This is a genomic window from Lamprobacter modestohalophilus, from assembly GCF_016583905.1.
Classification (GTDB): Bacteria; Pseudomonadota; Gammaproteobacteria; order Chromatiales; family Chromatiaceae; genus Lamprobacter; species Lamprobacter modestohalophilus.
On sequence record NZ_NRRY01000008.1, the window covers coordinates 37,995 to 56,198 of the forward strand.

An 18,204-nucleotide genomic window follows, 5' to 3' on the forward strand; every position below is an offset into this window, starting at 1 on the left:
TTGTTGTGTCCTCTGGGGATCGACTCATGACGGATAGCCTCTTCGGTCCATGAACTGCGGCCATGCAATGTACCAAATCGCGTTTTGCGACGGGCGAAGGAGTCGGTTCAGAAATCGGCGATCTGTGTCCACCTTGGCCAGCAGTTCCTCGGTGATGGCATCGGCGCGCGGCTCGACCCGCTCGCCCCGTCCCGCCGTACTGGCGGTGCGAGCCAGCAGAAGCTGCTCATAACGCCCGACCTGGACGCTGGCGAAGGACTGATTCGGCTATCCCGCGATCCTGACCTGAACGCTGTGCTCGTGATGGTCATCAACCAAATGGATGACCCTTTCGTCCAGATCGACGCCATCAACCGTCAGGCGCGCCACATCCGCTTCGTTCACCGGAAGCGCAGGGGTTTGCACGATGGTGATCTCGTAGGCGGTCGACCGATAGCGGTAGTGGATCTTGAACCCATCCCAATCCGCCGGTAGGCAGGGCTCGATGCGCAGGGTCTCTCCTTCCAACCGCAGGCCAAGCAAGGATTCGAGGATCAGCCGATACATCCAGCCCGCCGAGCCGGTGTACCAGGTCCAACCACCGCGCCCAACATGGGGCGAGACGCCATAGACATCAGCGGCGATCACGTAGGGCTCGACCTTGTACGTGGCGATCTCCTCAGCGGAGCGGCCATGGTTGATTGGGTTGATCATGCCGAACAGCTCCCAGGCGCAAGCCTGGTCGCCGAGGCGGGCGAATGCCATCGCCGCCCAGATCGCCGCATGGGTGTACTGCCCGCCGTTCTCGCGCACACCGGGGACATAGCCTTTGATGTAGCCGGGCTCGAGGGCTGACTGGTCGAACGGCGGGTCGAGCAGTTGAATCAACCCGGCGTCGCGCTGCACCAGATGCGTATTGAGCGCTTCCATGGCCTGTCTTGCGCGCTTGGGATCAGCGGCGCCGGAGAGCGCCGACCAGCTCTGGGCGATCGAGTCGATGCGGCATTCTGGGCTGGTCTTGGAGCCGAGCGGGGTGCCGTCATCGAAATAGGCGCGCCGGTACCAGCTGCCAGTCATTCCTAGGTCCAGGCTCTCGCTCAAGCCGCCTTCTGGGCTCCCATTCGGTCCGACGTCCAAATTCCCATCCAGGTTCTTATCCAGATTCCCGTCCAGGGCCTGATCCAGGTTTTCATCCGGTCCACCGTCCCAGCCATGCTGCTCCAGGTTCTCAAGCAGCCTCTCAGCCTCCTGCTCACAGCGCCCGAGCATGGGTGCATCGCCGCGCGAACGCGCCAGCTCGGCGAACTGCTTCAGCACCTCGTGCAGGAAGAACCCGAGCCAGATGCTCTCGCCCCGCCCCTTGATGCCGACCAGATTCATGCCGTCGTTCCAGTCGCCCGAGCCGATCAGCGGCAGACCATGCTCGCCCATGCGCAGACCGTGCAGGATGGCGCTCACGCAATGATCGTAGAGACTGGCCGACTCGTCGCTCTGAGCGGGCAGATCGTAGTAGCCATCGTCCTCACCACTGACTAGACGGCCGTCCAGGAACGGGGCCATCTCGTCGAGCACAGCGCTATCGCCGGTGGTCAGGACATAGCGGCAGGTCGCCAAGGGTAGCCACAGGTAGTCGTCCGAGCAGCGGGTGCGCACACCGCGACCAGAGGGCGGATGCCACCAGTGCTGGACATCACCTTCGCGGAACTGGCGGCCGGCGCAGATCAGCAGGTGCGCGCGTACCTGCTCGGGTTCGGCATGGATCAGCGCCATCGCGTCCTGAAGCTGGTCTCTAAAGCCGAACGCACCGCCGGACTGATAATCACCGCTGCGCGCCCAGAAGCGGCAGGCCAGGGTCTGATACAGCAGCCAGCCGTTGGCGAGCAGATCGAGCGCCGGGTCCGGGGTCTCTACCTGCACCGCGCCGAGCGTGCGCGTCCAATAGTCTTGCACCGCGGCCAATGCCGCTCGGGCTGCGGTCACACCCCGCTGCGCTGGCGCCAGCAGACGGGCATCATCGGTCCCGCGTCGGCCCACCACGCCGAGCCGGAAGACGATCTCCTTGGTCTGCCCGGGGGCGAGCTCAACCAACGTCTGCAGGGCGCCACAGGCATCCAGCGCCGGGCCGACGCGGCCGGACAGCCGGGTGCGCGTCAGCGCCGCCGGCTGGCTCAGGGTGCTATTGCGGCCGAGAAACTCGGTACGATCGCCGCTCAGACTGCGGTTCGGATCATCGACGTCGAAGAAGGCGAGTCGATCGGCAAACTCATGGTTGTAGGGATTGCGGGCAAAGAGCGCACCGCTGTTGGGATCGATCTCGGTGACGATGTGCAATGCCGACTTCGGCCGCAGATCCCCCAGCACCCATTCGACATAGCCGGTCACCGAAAGCCGGCGCAGTTGGCCGGAATCCCCTGGCTTGGTCGCACCTTGTTCGGCAGGGTTATGCAGCTTCAGCACCATGTATTTGACCGGTTCGTTCAGGTCGACATAGACCCACAGCTCTGAATCGATGCCGGCCTCACGATGCTCGAAGACGCTGTAGCCGAAGCCGTGCCGGCTGACATAAGGCGTGGCGCCAGCGGCGGGCAGCGGGGTTGGCGACCAGACTTGGCCGCTAACCTCATCGCGTAGATAGAAGGCCTCGCCATGCACATCGCTGACCGGATCGTTGTGCCAGGGCGTGAGGCGGAACTCATGCGCGTTCTCGCTCCAGGTGTAGGCGCCGCCGCTGGCGGAGACCACGGTCCCGAAGTGCGCATTGGCAAGCACGTTCACCCAAGGCGCCGGCGTGGTCTGGCCGGGCGCCGTGGTGATGACGTATTCGCGCCCATCGGCAGAGAAGCCGCCGGTGCCGTTGTCGAACTGCAGCGCCAACTCCGGCTTTGACGCGGTTGCAGGCTGGTCCGTCAGATGCAGCGAGGTTGCAGGCTGGCGCGTCAGACGCGGTGAGCGTGAAGGCTGATGCGTCAGATGCGGCGCGATCGCCTGTTGTGACGCCAGATGCGGCTCGGTTGCAGGCTGCTGGTGCATCGGGTGAGGCGTAGTTGCCTGCTGCGGCCTCAGATGCGCGACGGTCGCCTGCTGCAGCGCCCGCGCTAGGCCGCCGCCGCTGGGTTTGAAGGCCGGCATCTGCTTTTGCCGCGGGTCGCGCCGATTGAGCTGTTCCGCCAGCGTCCCGCGCTCGTCGCTGAGGATGGCGCGCGCCACGGTCTGGAACAGCACCCGGTCCTCATCGGAGATCTGATCAGCCGGGCGGATGAAGATGCCACCGGGGTGATCCACCACATGCGCCTCGACGCCGGCAGCGATGAGACCAAGGATCTGCTCCTGCAGCTGCTGGCGATAGCCGGCATGATCCTCGTTCCAGATCACCAGATCCACGGTCAGCCCCTTCAGCCGCCAATAGGCATGCGCCTGCACCAGCTGATGCACCAAGGCGATGTTGGCCTGATCGGCGATCTGACAGAGCACGATCGGCACATCGCCTGAAACCGCGTGACTCCAAAGGCCAGACTGACCGCGGCGGTTGTGCGCCAACACGCCGGGCGCCGCGCGCAACGAGGCGTTGGTATAGAGGATGGAGCTGGCCAGCCGGCCATAGAGCTGCGCATCGGCCGGGGTCGCATTGAGCTGGCGCAGCACCACCTGGCTATGGGTCCAAGCCAGATCGAAGACGCGATTGGCCAGGCGCGCGTCCTGGTATTTTTCGACCAGTCCAACAGCCTGTTCACGGGTCTCACCGATGCCTTGGATCAGGTCGATGGTCGCGGTTTGATCCGCGTCCAAGACGATGCACTGACGGATGGCGACCATCGGGTCCAGCACCGAGCCGGCACTGCCGGAGAGGGCGCCGGGGCGATCCATGGCCAGCGGGTCCGCAAGGGTACGATCACGTCCGATGAAACGCATCCGATCGGTCTCGGCCGAAGGCAGTAAGGAAGGAGAGCCACGCACCACCAGCGCATGGAACATCCAAGGCGAGCGTTCCTCTTGCGAGCGCGGCCGGCGATGGCAGAGGATCGCCGATCCGGGCTGCAGGATCTCGGTCTGGATGAACAGGTTGCTGAACGCCGGATGCAGGTTGTCGGCAGCTGGCGGGGCAAGCACCACCTCGCTGTAGCTGGTGACCTCGATCACCCGCCGACCGCGCGAGCGATTGGTCAGGCGTAGCCGGCGCAGCTCGAGATCGTCCTCGGGCGAGACGACGATCTCGGTATAGGCCTCGATCTCGTGATCACGGCGGCGGAACTCGGCGCGGCCTTCGGAGAAGATCGCCTCGAAGTGATCCGGCGTCGTCAGCGTCGGCTGGTAGGCCGTCGACCAGAACGCACCGCTGTCGAGGTCGCGCAGATAGCAGAAGCTACCCCAATGATCGCGCGTGCTGTCCTCGCGCCAGCGGGTGACGGCCAGCTCCTGCCAACGGCTGTAGCCACCGCCGGCGTTGGTCACCATGACGTGGTAGCGACCATTCGAGAGCAACTGCACCTCGGGATGCGGGCTGTTGGGCGTGGTCAGGACGCGGATCGGCGATTCCATCGCGCCGTCGTTGGCACGTTCGCTCGTAATCTCGCCGTGAGTATCCGAATAAAAGGCCGTCGTCTTGGGGATGCGCTCTTGCAGCAGCAGCGCCGTGGCCTGAAACGACGGGATTGCAGCAAAGCGGCGCTGCATCGGACGGTCGAGCAGCAGATGCGCCAACGACAGCAGGGTCATGCCCTGATGATGGGCCATGAAGGAGCGCACCACCGCACTCGTCTGCCCGCGCGGCAGCCGCGAGGGCGTGAAGTCGATCGCCTCATAGAAGCCATAAGGCCCCGCCAATCCACTGGCCGCGAGCCGCTGCAGATTCTGGCAGGCCGCCTCGGGCGCGACCATCAGCGCCAGCGCCGAGGCATAGGGCGCGACCACCAGATCCTCAGCCAGCCAACGCTTGAGCCCAAGCCCTGGCACGCCAAAGGCACGGTATTGATAATTGAGTTGGGCGTCGACACCGTTGTAGCCGGATTCCGACACCCCCCAAGGCACGCCGCGCTCCTTGCCATAGGCGATCTGCCGGGCGACTGCGGTGCGATAGGTCTGATCGAGCAGGGTGTTGTCGTAGCTCGGCATTACCAGCAGCGGCATCAGGTACTCGAACATCGAGCCGCTCCAAGACAACAGTGTGGTGTTGCCGACCGCTCGGGTCAGCAGGCGCCCAAGCGCGAACCAGCTCTCCTGCGGTAGCTGGCCCTGGGCGATGGCGACGAAGCAACCCAGCCGCGCCTCGGAGGCGAGCAGATCGTAGTAGCTCTCATCGCGGCGGCGCTCGGCGACGCGGTAGCCGATCGCCAGCAGGGACTGCGCCTCGTCGAACAGGAAGTCATAGTCAAGCCGGGCGAGGTTGCCAGCGGTGAGCGCCAGTTGCTCGATCTCACGGATGCGCGCCAGCGCGGGCCGGTCAGGCCTACTCTGTTCAAGCGCAGCAACTTGGCGCAGCGTCATCGCCAAATCGCTCAACAAACGCCTGTCGTTAAGGCCCTTGTCGTCATTAAGGCCCTTGTCGTCGTTATTACGACCCTTGTCGTCTTCGTCGCTTAAGTCCTTGCTGTCCATGCTGTCCCTGTCGTCCCTATCGTCCTTGCTGTCCTTACCCCCCTGACGACCCTCATCCAGACCACCCTCAAAACACCAAGGCACCAACAGCAACAGATCATCCAGCAACGCACGACACTGCTGAGCCAAACGTCGCGTCCAAGCCGCCATCTCATCGCTCACGCCAGCATCAACGGCCCGCACCGCCTCGTCAGACTCTGCGCTCAGCGTCTCAAGACAGCCGCAGGCCTCATTCAGATCAGTCGGTGGCGCCAAGCGAGCGGCTTTCAGCTGCTGATCAAAGCGCGCAAGCGGCGCCGACAGCGCTGGCCGCCGCCCGGACAAGGACGCCAACGCCAACTTGGAGGTCGGCGCAGTGAGCGTCTCCGTCAGCACCTGCCAGGTATCTTCAATGCCCTGCAGCCAGCGCGGATTCAGGATCGGTGCGTCGATCAGCGCCAGCAGCCCCGGTTGCAGGGTCGAGAGATGACCGGCAAGGTTGCCGCTGTCCACTGAGGAGATGTAACGGGGCTCGAGCGACTCCAGCGATTGGGTGTCATACCAGTTGAAGAAGTGGCCGCGATGGCGCTCCAATCCGGTCATGGTCTGCAACGCGGCACCGGTGCGGGCGATGAGTCCGCCGGCGGGCAGATAGCCAAAATCAGTCGCGGCCAGGTTCGCCAGCAGCGACAGGCCCATGTTGGTCGGCGAGGTGCGATGCGCCACCACCGCCACCGGATGCTCCTGCAGGTTATCCGGCGGCAGCCAATGGTCGTGGGCGCCGACAAAGGTCTCGAAGAAGGCCCAGGTCTTGCGAGCGTTGCGGTGCAGGAATCCGGTCTGCTCGGTGCTCAGGTGCGCTTCGCGCGGCGTGAGCGGACGACTCATCCACCAGGCCAGCAGCGGTGCCGCCAGCCAGGCCAGCAGGATCGGCGCGGCCACCAGCAAGGCCATCGGCGCGCGCAGCGCCAGACCAGCGCCCGCGATCAGCGCCAACGCCGGCGCAATCCACATGCTGCGGTAAATGGCGACGAGCCCCTGATCCCTGCGGACCAGATCGCCCGCCGCGGTCCATTCGAGCAGGCCGCGCCGACTGACACCCAGCCGCCAGAGGGTGCGGATCACCGCATCCAGGCTGAAGTAGGCCTCGTAGGGCAGACAGGCGAGGTTGAACAGCGCCTGCGTCAACCGCTGTCCAGCGGCGCGCACCGCTGCGGCCAGATGCGCCGGCCAGCGCAGGTCACCGGGCTTGCTGAGCGCGCCCAGCATCGCCGTCAGCAGCGCTGGAATCAGCAGGATGCCGAGCACCGCCAGGGTCCAGACGCCCGGCTTGGCGAGCACCAGCAGGCCGAGCATCAGCAGCGCGGTCAGGGCTGCGGGCACCAGGCTGCGGCGCAGGTTATCGGCCAGCTTCCAGCGCGACAGCGCCGAGATCGGGTTGACGCGCGAGCGGCCATCCCGACCCGGCACGCGCGGCAGCAGCCACTGGGCGATCTGCCAGTCACCACGAATCCAACGGTGGCGGCGGCTCACATCGGCGCTGTAGCAGGCCGGATAGTCCTCGTAGAGCTGCACATCGGAGAGCAGCCCGGAGCGCGCATAGCAGCCCTCGAGCAGGTCGTGACTGAGGATGCGATTCTCGGGGAAGTGATCGTCGAGCGCCTCCTCGAAGGCCTCCACCTGGTAGATGCCCTTGCCGATGAAGGAGCCTTCCTGGAACCAGTCCTGATAAAGGTCCGACACCGCTTGGGTGTAGGGGTCGATCCCCGCGTCCTGCCCGTGCAGACGGGCGAAGCGTGAGCGATTGGCACCCGGCAGGCTGACCGCCACGCGCGGCTGCAGGATGCCATAGCCGGCACGCACCCGACCCAACACGGGATCGAAGCGCGGCTGATTCAGCGGGTGCTCCATGGCGCCGACCATCTCTTGGGCGGCATCGCGCGGGAGCTGGGTATCGGTGTCCAGCGTGATCACATAGCGCAGGTTCGCGAAGATCAGCGGGTCGCCGATGATCAGCGAGAAGCGCGCGTCCTTTAGCGCTGCCGGTCCTGCGGTCACCGTTTCGCGCTTGACCTTGCCATCGCCAATAGAGCGATCACCAATAGAACCATCACTAGCAGGGCCAGCATTAGCAGGACCGCTACCAATTGGGCCATCATCGGTTGCCGGCATCCGTAGCGGGACGGCGTTGTCGCCGCGCAGCAGGGCGTTCAGGTCCATGAGCTTGCCGCGCTTGCGCTCGTAGCCCATCCACACCCCGGCGCGCGGGTTCCAACGGCGCGGGCGATGCAGCAGATAGAAAGCATCGCCGTTCGGGCGCGGGTATTTGGCATTGAGTGCCGCGACGCCTCGCGCCGCTTGATCGATCAGTGGCTGATCGCCCGGCAGCGTCTCAGTCGGCGCATCACGGACATCGGTCAGCAGAGCAAAGTGCAGATGCGCGTCGCGATTGGCGAGGAAACGCACCTCTAGCGCCTCCAGCAGGGCCTCGACCCCGGCTGCGCTGCTGAGCATGGTCGGTGTCACCACCAGGGTCCGCGCCTCCGACGGGATGCCGGCGGAATAGTCCAGACGCGGCAGCGCATGTGGAGTGGCCAGCAGACTCGCCAGCCAGTTCATCAGCGCGACCGCCAGTTGACTGGTGCCCAGCACAGCCAGCACCGCGAGAATGGGCAGCAGCCAGTTCGGTGCCCCCTCGGCCTGGGTCAGCAAGCTGAAGGAAAAGATGGTGGTCAGCAACAGGATGCCGCCAAGATAGGTGGCCAAGGCCGAACGCCCTGCCGGTCTGCGCAGCGATGCCAGACCCGATCGCGGCACCCCAGCGCGCTGCTCGAGTTGGGACAGACCGCGATCGACTAGGTAATAGCCGACATGGGCTGTGCAGGCGTCTGGCTCGATTTGGGCTTGGGCTTGGGCTTGGGTTTGATCTTGCGCCAACGCAATCGCCGCGCTCGCCACTTCGGGCTCGGATAGGCAACCGCGCTTGGCGATCCGCTCCACCACATGCCGGTAGCGATCTCGGGTCGCAAAATCCATCCGACCATAGACGCCCACCGGATCATCGCGCAGGGTGCGCTCGACCAGGCTCATGGTCTCGACCAGCTCGCGCCAGTCCATCGCGCCGAGGAAGCGCAGACTGCCGATGCTATTGCCGATGGAGACCTGATCAGCGGCCTGCTGCTGGTTCTCCAGCCGCACCAGCTGCTCGATGGTCAGCTCGGACTCGCCGAGCTGCTGCTCGATCCAGGTCAGCGGCAGGGCCAGGGCGGCGCTGCGCCCTTGCAGTCGGCGCGCCAGCTCGGCGACGAAGGCGCCCGACATCGGTGGCTTCGAGCGCGCCATGTCGGCGATCACCAGGATCAGATTCTTCGGGTCGCTGCCGGCCATCGCCAGCATGCGATCGGCCCAGCCGTCGGCCAGGTTCTGATCCCGGCGACTGACCGCCACACGCGCCGCGACGCGGCGGAGATTCTCGATCAACGCCAGGCGCAGCATGATCGGGATCGCCCACAGCTCGCCCAGACGCAAGACGGTGACGTCCTGATAAGCGGCAATGAACCGACTCAGATTCTCCGGGTCCACCCGACCATCGCCGTGCGCGATGATCTCCAGCGCCAGGTCATAGACCCGTGGCAGACCCGCCGAGGGCGCGTTGCGAAGACGCGGCAGCTCTTGGCTGTAGCCCTTGGGCAGATGCCGCTTGGCAGTGCGGATCTGCTCCTCGATCAGATAGAAGTTATCCAGCAGCCACTCGCCGGCCGGCGCAATCCGACGGTTCTCGGTGACCGCCACCATGAGCAGCCGACAGACATCCACCAGAACGTTTTCATTATCGGTGAGCCGAGCCAAGAGCCGATCGGGCGGGTGACCGGGCATCAACAGATGGGCGCTCGCGAGATCCTTGCCGTGCTGCTCCATCTGCAGGGTGCTGAACAACTCCGAGCGCAAGGGTGGCTCGTCAGCAATGGAATCCTCACCCTGAAGGCGACCGGTCAGCCGCAACCAAGCGTTGCGCGGGCCTGAAAGGATCGCTGGATTAACTGAATTCAACGGTGGAGACCCCCTTCTCGAAGATGTGCCTGCATGGATGCAATCTCACTCGCTCTCACGAAGGAGAGCGCAGAGCTCTCTGTCGGAAAGGAATCGCTTAGCCATTATTGATCACGGCGAATTTTTCCAATAGAAATCTAGCTGTGATGAGTTAGAGCGATCGAGACGCACAACCTTACGCTGGGTCAACTCATCGCCTCGGACACCCGTTGGCGTCACTTCCACCTGGTATTCGCCTGCTGGTAGCTGCGCGTAAAACCAGGGGCCTGTTGAGACCGCCGTCAGCACGGGGCTATCCTTGGTGTCTAGCACATTGACCTGAACCGCAGAGAGATACTCGCCACTGCCCTGGGTCGCGAACATCAGATGGAGGTTGAATTCATTGGCCATGGCATTGAGCTGAGTGCGCTCACTCTCGCCAACGCCGCCCGAGATATGGCGAATACCAGCTTCATTCGCGACCACCATCGCTCGCTCCTCAGCGGCCGACGAACTCGCCTCCATCGCCTGTTCTGCGCTGGCTGGCATGAGTGCGGCTCCGCCGAGGAGCAGCCCCAGTGTGATTGCCGTTGCCCTAGACTGTGGACGGATGACCATTGCAATACCCTATAAAATTGGTTGAGTGATAAGAACCAAACAGGCCTGATGGAGATTCCGCTTGACCATCCGGCGCCATTTGCGTAGATCGCCAGCAGGAATAGCGCCCCTGAAACGTCGGCTCATGGCCCGTTACCGGGCCATCAAGGGGACATTAAGGGGCCTAAAGCTTGAGCAGTCTCCGGATGTAGCTTTCAGCGCCCCCCCCATTCCAGCCAGCCTAGCGATCTCTTGTGCTTGACTTAGTCGGTGAGCGATTGCTTTGCTTCGTTCATCTTGTCGCCAGCATCTTCAGCGGTTTGATCGATCTTTTGCCCAGCTTCTTCGGCCGGCCCCTGTTGCTCACAGCCTGCGATTCCGAACACAGCAGACAGCAGGATCAACAGGAAAAGCCTCTGCAATGCAGTTGGCGCCGAACCAAGCAGGGGACTCACTAGAAAACGGCTACTTCTCTCTTTCATGGTTGTTTCTCTTTGTTGATAACAAAAAAAGACGGGTGATCAGATCAGCAACCTCCGCTAGATGTTGTCCTTGATCTCTTGCTGAACGTCGCCAACACCCGCTTGGATCTTGCCAGCTTCCTTTTGGATCTTGCCCTTCAGTTCCAACTCCTCGTTGCCGGTCAACTTACCGGTCGCCTCCTTCACCGCGCCTTTCGCTTCTTCGTAATGACCTTTGACTTGCTTTTTGTTCACAAGACTCTCCGATACGTTCAGTGGATTGCGGAACCGCGTGGGTTGCTATTCCCCATCGCTCAAGTTACAGACTACGCATGAAACTGGATGCAGTCGGTGCGGCATGACACATAAGCCAAGGCAGTTTCACGGTTTCACGGCGTGATCGGCAGCACTGTCGCGGCCCTCTGGGGCTGAGCTGCCAATCGGTCACCGATAATCGGGCACCGATGGAGCCTTCAGCCGATGCTCCCGTTCAGCCATCCTGCAACAGATTGCGCAGATCAGTGATCGCGGCATTGACCCGCGAGACATAGGAAGCACTGACCAGCGAATGATTACCCATTGGTCCATAGCCCGTGCCATTGAGGATGAGCGGACTCCAGATGGTGTTCTGCGTATTCTTCAATTCGCGGGTGATCTGCTTCATCGAGACTGCAGCACCCTTGTCCTCCAACACTGAGGCGAAGTCGATCGCCATGGCCTCCAGCACATGCAGCAGTGCCCAGCTATAACCGCGGGCCTCGAAGAAGATGTCATCAATCTTCATCCAGGGCGTTCTGGTTTCCTGCTGAGTGGACAATGGTGTCGACTGACTGGCCTTGGGCTCGCCAGCCATGGGGTCATCCAGATGATCCTGACCGACAGCAAAAGAGAGGCGCTGCGCCAGGCTGCCGAGGCGCTTTGAGACAACCTCCAAGTAGTTGGCGAGATTGTCGGCACGGGCGTAGAACTGGGCATGCACCACCCCGGTATCAGCGAGTCCATCGTGATAACGATAGAGTGCATCAATGCCTGTGCGGTATTCCGACTCGCTCGAGGGCAAGATCCAGGAATTCGATTGGTAGTTCGACTGCGGTTGCGCGATCTCCAAATCCTTGTTCTCGACCGACTGGGACTGAGAACGGCTAAAGTCATTGCGCAAGGCGTTGGTCAAATCACGCCAGGCCGTCAAGGCACCGAATTCCCAGTTGGGAATGTTATCCAAGAACATGCCCGGTGGTGTGGCATCGTTGGTGAGATAGCCACCCGGCTTATCGAGCAGGGTCTCGCCGATGCGGATGGCCGTAGCTGTAGTGATCGAGCCGACGACGAGTTGGCTTTCATCCTGATTCACCAACGACAGCGCTTGTTCGCGCACATCATAAACTCCCGGCGAGCGCGACCAATAGATACCGAGGACAACGACGAGGATCAAATAGGTGATCAGGAACAGTCCGGCGGTCCACCAGACACCCTTTTCTTTCCAAGTTCTGGGATGGTAGTAGGTTGCAACCTTGGCGACTCTTTTCGTCAGGGCCTCCTTTTTACGGCTAATATCAGCATTCATGGTGCGCTCCTGTTATGATCGACTAACCAATCCGCATGGCGGACATTGGCGCGATGAGTCCAAAGACCGAGAGTAGCCAGAGAATCACAATGATGACGACGACCACATTGAGGATCTTCTTGATCTTTCCGTCCATTGGTAGATAGTTATTGATCAGCCAGAGGATGACACCGACAACGACAAGCGTGACGATTAGGGTGATTAGAGGCATGTTGCTTCTCCCATCAGACGATCGATGCGTTAGGTAAGCCTCACGATAGCGCTCGTCAGTACAGGCGTCTGTTCGCTAGCGCACTGAACACCAGGCGCGCTGGGGGTATTGCTGTCCCCTCTCATCGACCAACGAGGAGAACGCAGGTGCAAACGGACTCCGAGAAGACCCCCAAGCAGTTTGTGAATCGGCTGCTGGCGGCACTACCCGAGCATGACCAAGGCCGGATTCTGGCCAACTGCGAGTGCATCGAGCTGCGCCGGGGCGAGGTGCTCAGCGAGCCCGGCGAGCGCATCCGCCAGGTCTATTTCCCGACCAACAGCGTGGTCTCCTTAGTGACGACCCTAGCGGATCACCCCGGTCTGGAGGTCTGGTTGATCGGCAATGAAGGGATGATCGGAGCGCCGCTCGTGCTCGGCGTCGACCTGACACGACTGCGCACCTTGGTGCAGGGCACGGGGCCCGCATGGCGCATGGGCGCCGGTAAATTTGGCGAGGCGCTACAGCAGAGCGAAGCCCTGCAACGGACGCTTGAGCACTATCTCGCGGTGTTGATGAACCAGGCAGAACGGATGGTGGCTTGCACCCGATTTCATGTCGTCGAGGCACGCCTTGCACGCTGGCTGTTGATGTCGCAGGATCGGGCACACTCGAACCGCTTCCATGTCACCCACCAGGTGCTATCTGCCATGCTCGGCGTGCGCCGCGCCGGCGTCACCAGGGCAGCAACGGTTTTGCAAGGATATCGTCTCATCGATTACCGTCGCGGGGATGTCACTATCCTTGACCGCGCGGGTTTGTTGGCAGTTGCCTGTGACTGTTATGGGGCGATGGAAGCCATCGACCAGCAGCTCATGGACTGAATGCGGGGTTCTGCCCTTGCATTTCGCACCCGATAGCCGATAGCGAAATGTCCGCAAGGCAAGCCAGGGCAGCGCAGACACCCTGGATGCGGCTCTCGGTTTGCTTCAGAAAACAGCCCTGTTCGAAGGTTAGTACGCTATGGTACAGAGAGGTCCGAATCTCTCGAAAAACGCTCACATGGGAAGCGACTCATGACCATGCCCGCCGCGCCCAAGCCAGCGTCTCCACGCCAAAATCACTTGCTCGACGCGCTGCCCAAGGCCGAGCTCGAGCATCTCTGTACCGACCTCGAACTGGTCCCGCTGCCCCTTGGCAAAGTCCTCTACGAATCCGGTGAGGGCTTGAGCCATGTCTATTTTCCGACCACCGCCATCGTCTCCCTGCTGTATGTGATGGAGAATGGCGCCTCTGCCGAGATCGCCGTGGTCGGCAACGAGGGCATCGTCGGCATCGCCCTGTTCATGGGCGGGGAAACCATGCCGAACCGGGCCGTGGTGCAGAGCGCCGGCCAGGCCTATCGCCTCAAGGGGCCCGTGCTCAAGAGCGAATTCGCTCGCTTCGGCGGACGCCGCCACAGCAGCTTACAGCCACTCCTGCTGCGCTACACCATGGCCCTGCTGACCCAGATGGCGCAGACCGCGGTCTGCAACCGGCATCACACGATCGACCAGCAGCTTTGCCGCTGGCTGCTGCTCAGCCTGGACCGACTGCCGTCGAACGAGCTGGAGATGACCCAGGAGCTGATCGCCAACATGCTCGGGGTGCGGCGCGAGGGCGTGACCGAGGCCGCCGGGCGTTTGCAGAGTGCCGGGTTGATCCGCTACAGCCGTGGACACATCAGCGTGCTGGATCGCCCCGGACTCGAGGCGCGAGTCTGCGAATGTTACGAGGTGGTGCGGCGCGAATTCCAGCGCCTGCTCCCCAGTCGGCCGATTGCCTGATGGCACCAAAGACTGATGGCACCAAAGCGTTGCTGAGCAATGTTCGCAAGCGCACAGACAGGGACGGGCCGCTTGGCGCAGCGTCGTCACACTCAGGCAATCACACTGAGCCATCCATCCTGGCGTGGTGACCAACCTGCGTGCTTGCACGCACCAACTCGAGAGGCAGATTTCTCATGACTAAGCTCTTCAGGAATGTCGGTATTGTAGCCATCGTCGGTCTCGCCGGCGTCTCCTTCTCGGCCAGCGCCTGGTGGGGCGGTCCCGGTGGCTATGGCGGCAACAACGGCATGATGGACGGTATGACCGACATGTTCGGGGACGGCTCTGGTGACTTCGATATGAGCATGAGCGGCAGTGGCTCCGGGCGCAGCTCAGGGCGTGGTTATGGCCGCGGCTATGGCGACGGACGCGGCTACGGCTCACCCACCGGTTACGGCTACGGTGGTCCGGGCGGATATGGCGGTCCGGGCGGCGGCATGGGCGGACCCTATGGCGGCTACGGCGCTCCGGGCGGCTACGGCGGTATGGGCGGACCTTATGGCGGCTATGGCGCGCCTTACGGGGGTGGTGGGTACGGAGCGCCCTATGGCGGGATGCCCTATGGCGCGCCACAGCAGGCGCCCGGAGCCCAGTTCGGACCGCCTCAACCCCAGCAATAAGCGCAACGAACTGCCTGCCCCGCTCCGCGGGGCGGTGGTCTGGCCCTCATAAGGCTGCCGACAATCTAGCGGCTCAAGCAAACGGGGTGCGCTTCCAAGCCGTCTTCCTACCCAGCATCTTCTGATCCCGACTTTTCGGGACACACCTCTTCCAAGATCGACAGCCAAATCCCTCGCTACAGCGCCGATACCCAAACACCGACGCTGAGGCCAGCCCCCGGCGCGCCGACGTAGCTGCCGGCAATCGGCGGGACGGATTCCGGCAGCCGCGCCACGGCCACGGGGATGTGCTGCGCACCGGCCATCTCGCCGATCGAGGGATCAAACCCCTTCCAACCCGCGCCGGGCAGATAGACCTCGGCCCAGGCATGTGTCGCGCCGTAGTTGAGCGCCGAAGGCTCGGCTTGTAGATACCCGCTTACAAAGCGTGCGGCGAGGCCCAGGCAGCGAGCGGCCCCGATGAACAGGGCAGCGGAGTCGCGACAAGAGCCGGTTCCCAGCGTGAGTGTCTGCGCGGCATCCTGAACACCCGGCTCTTCGCGCACTCGGTAAGCGACGCGCGCATGGATGCTGACGCACAGGCGTTGCAACAGCGCGTAGGTCTGGATGCGCTCGCCCGGTCTCCAGACCGATTCGACCCACGCCATTAGCGGGTCCGCGCTGCTGCGTCGAGAACCGTCCATGTAGGGCAAGAGCACCGGTTGATCCTCAACGGCATAGGCGAAGGGGTAGTCAACCGCTTCCGCGTCGACCAGGAAATCGAGCGGCTCCGCGTTGAACTGCTGAATCACGACATCGCTCTCGATCAGGAGCTGGCTGGCAGGTGTGTCGAAGGTTGCAATCGCCACGGAATTGTCTTCGACATCGCGATGCCAGCGCAGCACCGCGGTGGGCGTGGTGGTCAGCATTGCGGACTCGATGCGTACCTCGTGATCCTCCCGAGGTCGCAGACGCAGGACGTGCGGGCCAAGCTGTACTTGACTCGAAAAGGTGTAGTAGGTCCGATGCAGGATACGATAGCGGTGCATGATTTACCTTGCAGGCTCTGGCCAGAGCGCGCGCGCCGTGGTTGTCGAGCGCCTGCTGCCGGAGCGGACGCTGTCCTAATCCAACATCGGTTCCGAAGGTCGGCCAAACAGATAGCCTTGACCCCAGTCGACCCCCAACTCGAGCAACTGTTCACAGGTGGCCTCATCCTCGATGCACTTAACCAGCGTGATCAGGCCAAGGTCTCGAGCCGCATGCTGAAGGCCTTGAAGCAGCGTTCGGGCCCGTGCTGACTCGCGTGCCTGCCGGACTAGGCCAGCGTCCAGCTCGACGAACCTGATCGGCAGGGCGGCCAGGAAACGCAAACCACCCGCCTCGCCTCCGCAGCGTCCCAGCGCGAGCTGACACCCCACCTCGAGCAAAGGCCCCAGCGCCTTCGTGACCTGCGCCGTGCTCGTGACGACTTGCTCCTCGTTGATGGTCAGTACCACCGGCGGTGCCCGCCCGAGCAAGACCGACAGACCACTCAACGCCTCAGCTGCCCTGTTGATTTCCTCGGGATGCAACAGCAGGTCGCCAGATAGATTGATGAACGACAGCAGCGTCGGATCGCCCGTCCCCTGGCCGGCCCGTAACCGCTCGATCACGTTGTGCAGCAACAGGGCATCGATCTTGTGCATCAGCCCGAGCTGCTGGGCAACGCCAAGGAAAGCATCCGCGGCTAGATTGCCGTGCTCCAGATCGACCAGACGCGCCAGCGCCTCTTCGCCAACCAGATGCTGATCGCTGAGCGCGACGATGGGCTGAAAGGCGGGCCGAATCGCGGTGAGGCGGAACGCGTCCTGTAACCGCATGGCGATCGAGATCGCGCGCTGGCCCGCCTCGCTGCCATCGAACACCACCTGGTTGCGGCCGGCATCCTTAGCCCGATAGAGCGCTGCATCGGCACGGGCGATCATCTCGTTCGGGTCATCATTCGCGGCGCGCGAGCAGGCGAGCCCTGCGCTCAGGGTGACTTGGATCTCACCGGACTCGGTCGCGATCGACTCTGCGCTCACTGCCTCACGCATGCGCTCGATACTCTGCACCGCTTGCGCCACCGTAGTATTTGGGATCAAGGCGATCATTTCCTCACCGCCCCAACGGCCAATCCAGTCGCCCTGACGCAGCCCTTTATGCAACCGACCCGCCACCACACGCAAGACCTCATCGCCAGCGGCGTGCCCGTAGGCATCATTGACCAGCTTGAAGTGATCCAGATCCAAGATTGCCAGGCAATAGGGCGCGCTGGAGCGGGTCGCCTGACTGCGGATGCGTTCAATCGCTTGCCACATCCCGCGCCGATTCAGCAATCCGGTCAGTTCGTCATGATCGGCCAGATGGGCCAGCTTGACCTCGGCCTCGCGCCGACGTGTGACCTCGATATGGGTGCCGGCCAGCTCGAGTCCGCCAACCAGCTGATCACGGGCGAACACCCGGGCGCGATCGAGCACCCAGACCCAATGACCGACGCGATGACGGACCCGGTACTCGGACTCGAAGCGATCCAGCTCCGCCGCGAGCACCGGGCGCAGCCGCATCTCGACCCGTTCCCGGTCATCCGGGTGCATCATCGCGAGCCAGCCCGGCCAATCCAGTGTCAGATCACCGGGCCGGTAGCCGAGCATGTCGTAGAAGCGCACATCGCCATGTACCCTGCCCGCGGGAAGCGAGGCCCTGTAGGTGCCGATATCCCCCCCTTCGATTGCCAGGTCGAGGCGACGCCGGACCTCGTCGCGATCGCGCTCGACCTGACGCGTCTCGGTGACGTCGGTCAAGGTCGTCAGACAGCGACAGTCCTGGTCGGCGCCCGGATGTGCGCGGCTATCGAAACGCAGATCGCGCATGGGCCCAGCGGCCGAGGTCTGCAGCTTGATCTCGGTGGTGACCGAGGTCTCGGGCTCCGCCGCGAACACGGCCCGCAGGTGGGCGAACAGCCGCATGCTGTTGCCATTGACGAGAAAGCCACTCAGCGGTCGATCGACGACACCGGCGCGCTCGCGTCCCAACAGCTTCGCGGCGGTCAGATTCAGTGACCGGATGATGCCGTTGCGATCCAGCGTCAGATAGCCAACCGGCGCGAAATCATAGAGTTCGGCGTAGCGTTGGTGACTCTCCTCAAGATCGGCCTGCGCCTGCCCGAGATCCCGATTCTGGATCTCAAGCTCGATCTGATGGAGCTGAAGATCGTGCAGCAGTCGCTGCGTGCCATCGCCTTGATCGCTCTCGAGCGCGGCCTCTGCGCTACCCAACAGACGGATCAGGTCCACTCGACTGAGATTATCGTAGCGCGTCATGG

11 protein-coding genes are annotated in these 18,204 nt (G+C 63.1%); 3 read left to right on the plus strand and 8 right to left on the minus strand.

Annotation, left to right across the window (positions count from 1 at the left end; genetic code table 11):
• Window positions 1-267: 267 nt before the first annotated feature.
• The 6 genes from CKO42_RS07060 to CKO42_RS07085 form a co-directional block, all read right to left on the minus strand.
• Window positions 268-9,468 (minus strand): GH36-type glycosyl hydrolase domain-containing protein, encoded by a 9,201-nt coding sequence (locus CKO42_RS07060; protein ID WP_242479193.1) that lies wholly within the window; start codon window positions 9,466-9,468, stop codon window positions 268-270.
• A 243-nt stretch (window positions 9,469-9,711) separates the two neighbouring features.
• The gene (locus CKO42_RS07065) at window positions 9,712-10,128 is read right to left on the minus strand and encodes a hypothetical protein (RefSeq protein ID WP_200241103.1); all 417 of its coding nucleotides are present in this window, start codon (window positions 10,126-10,128) and stop codon (window positions 9,712-9,714) included.
• Between the two features lie 311 nt (window positions 10,129-10,439).
• Window positions 10,440-10,658 carry a hypothetical protein gene (locus tag CKO42_RS07070; protein ID WP_242479183.1) on the minus strand — a complete coding sequence of 73 codons (219 nt, stop codon included), beginning with the start codon at window positions 10,656-10,658 and terminating at the stop codon, window positions 10,440-10,442.
• Between the two features lie 57 nt (window positions 10,659-10,715).
• Window positions 10,716-10,892 (minus strand): CsbD family protein, encoded by a 177-nt coding sequence (locus CKO42_RS07075; RefSeq protein ID WP_200241105.1) that lies wholly within the window; start codon window positions 10,890-10,892, stop codon window positions 10,716-10,718.
• Window positions 10,893-11,127: 235 nt separating this feature from the next.
• Complete coding sequence (locus CKO42_RS07080; protein ID WP_200241107.1) at window positions 11,128-12,201, minus strand: DUF2333 family protein; 1,074 nt, start codon at window positions 12,199-12,201, stop codon at window positions 11,128-11,130.
• Between the two features lie 22 nt (window positions 12,202-12,223).
• Window positions 12,224-12,412 carry a Thivi_2564 family membrane protein gene (locus tag CKO42_RS07085; protein WP_200241109.1) on the minus strand — a complete coding sequence of 63 codons (189 nt, stop codon included), beginning with the start codon at window positions 12,410-12,412 and terminating at the stop codon, window positions 12,224-12,226.
• Window positions 12,413-12,558: 146 nt separating this feature from the next.
• Here CKO42_RS07085 and CKO42_RS07090 point away from each other — a divergent pair, with 146 nt between their 5' ends.
• The 3 genes from CKO42_RS07090 (at window position 12,559) to CKO42_RS07100 (ending at window position 14,879) form a co-directional block, all read left to right on the plus strand.
• A complete protein-coding gene (locus CKO42_RS07090; RefSeq protein WP_200241111.1) occupies window positions 12,559-13,275 on the plus strand; it encodes a helix-turn-helix domain-containing protein in 717 nt (238 codons plus the stop codon).
• Between the two features lie 192 nt (window positions 13,276-13,467).
• Window positions 13,468-14,217, plus strand: coding sequence for a Crp/Fnr family transcriptional regulator (locus CKO42_RS07095; RefSeq protein ID WP_420844278.1), 750 nt, complete (start codon window positions 13,468-13,470; stop codon window positions 14,215-14,217).
• 176 nt (window positions 14,218-14,393) lie between these two features.
• On the plus strand, window positions 14,394-14,879 hold the full coding sequence (locus CKO42_RS07100; protein ID WP_200241113.1) for a sulfur globule protein CV1: 486 nt from the start codon (window positions 14,394-14,396) through the stop codon (window positions 14,877-14,879).
• Between the two features lie 176 nt (window positions 14,880-15,055).
• Here CKO42_RS07100 and CKO42_RS07105 read toward each other — a convergent pair whose 3' ends face one another.
• Together CKO42_RS07105 and CKO42_RS07110 are read right to left on the minus strand one after the other, a co-directional pair.
• Entirely contained in the window at window positions 15,056-15,907 is an 852-nt protein-coding gene (locus CKO42_RS07105) for a transglutaminase family protein (protein ID WP_200241114.1), read from the minus strand.
• Between the two features lie 75 nt (window positions 15,908-15,982).
• Window positions 15,983-18,202, minus strand: coding sequence for a diguanylate cyclase (locus tag CKO42_RS07110; protein WP_200241118.1), 2,220 nt, complete (start codon window positions 18,200-18,202; stop codon window positions 15,983-15,985).
• Window positions 18,203-18,204: the final 2 nt, after the last annotated feature.

Excerpts from the sequence above, each read along its gene's own strand:
- CKO42_RS07060 (WP_242479193.1), bottom strand. The coding sequence starts at position 9,468 with ATGGAGCAGCACGGCAAGGATCTCGCGAGCGCCCATCTGTTGATGCCC.
- CKO42_RS07065 (WP_200241103.1), bottom strand. The coding sequence starts at position 10,128 with ATGCCAGCCAGCGCAGAACAGGCGATGGAGGCGAGTTCGTCGGCCGCT.
- CKO42_RS07070 (WP_242479183.1), bottom strand. The coding sequence starts at position 10,658 with ATGAAAGAGAGAAGTAGCCGTTTTCTAGTGAGTCCCCTGCTTGGTTCG.
- CKO42_RS07080 (WP_200241107.1), bottom strand. The coding sequence starts at position 12,201 with ATGAATGCTGATATTAGCCGTAAAAAGGAGGCCCTGACGAAAAGAGTC.
- CKO42_RS07085 (WP_200241109.1), bottom strand. The coding sequence starts at position 12,412 with ATGCCTCTAATCACCCTAATCGTCACGCTTGTCGTTGTCGGTGTCATC.
- CKO42_RS07095 (WP_420844278.1), top strand. The coding sequence starts at position 13,468 with ATGACCATGCCCGCCGCGCCCAAGCCAGCGTCTCCACGCCAAAATCAC.
- CKO42_RS07100 (WP_200241113.1), top strand. The coding sequence starts at position 14,394 with ATGACTAAGCTCTTCAGGAATGTCGGTATTGTAGCCATCGTCGGTCTC.
- CKO42_RS07105 (WP_200241114.1), bottom strand. The coding sequence starts at position 15,907 with ATGCACCGCTATCGTATCCTGCATCGGACCTACTACACCTTTTCGAGT.
- CKO42_RS07110 (WP_200241118.1), bottom strand. The coding sequence starts at position 18,202 with ATGACGCGCTACGATAATCTCAGTCGAGTGGACCTGATCCGTCTGTTG.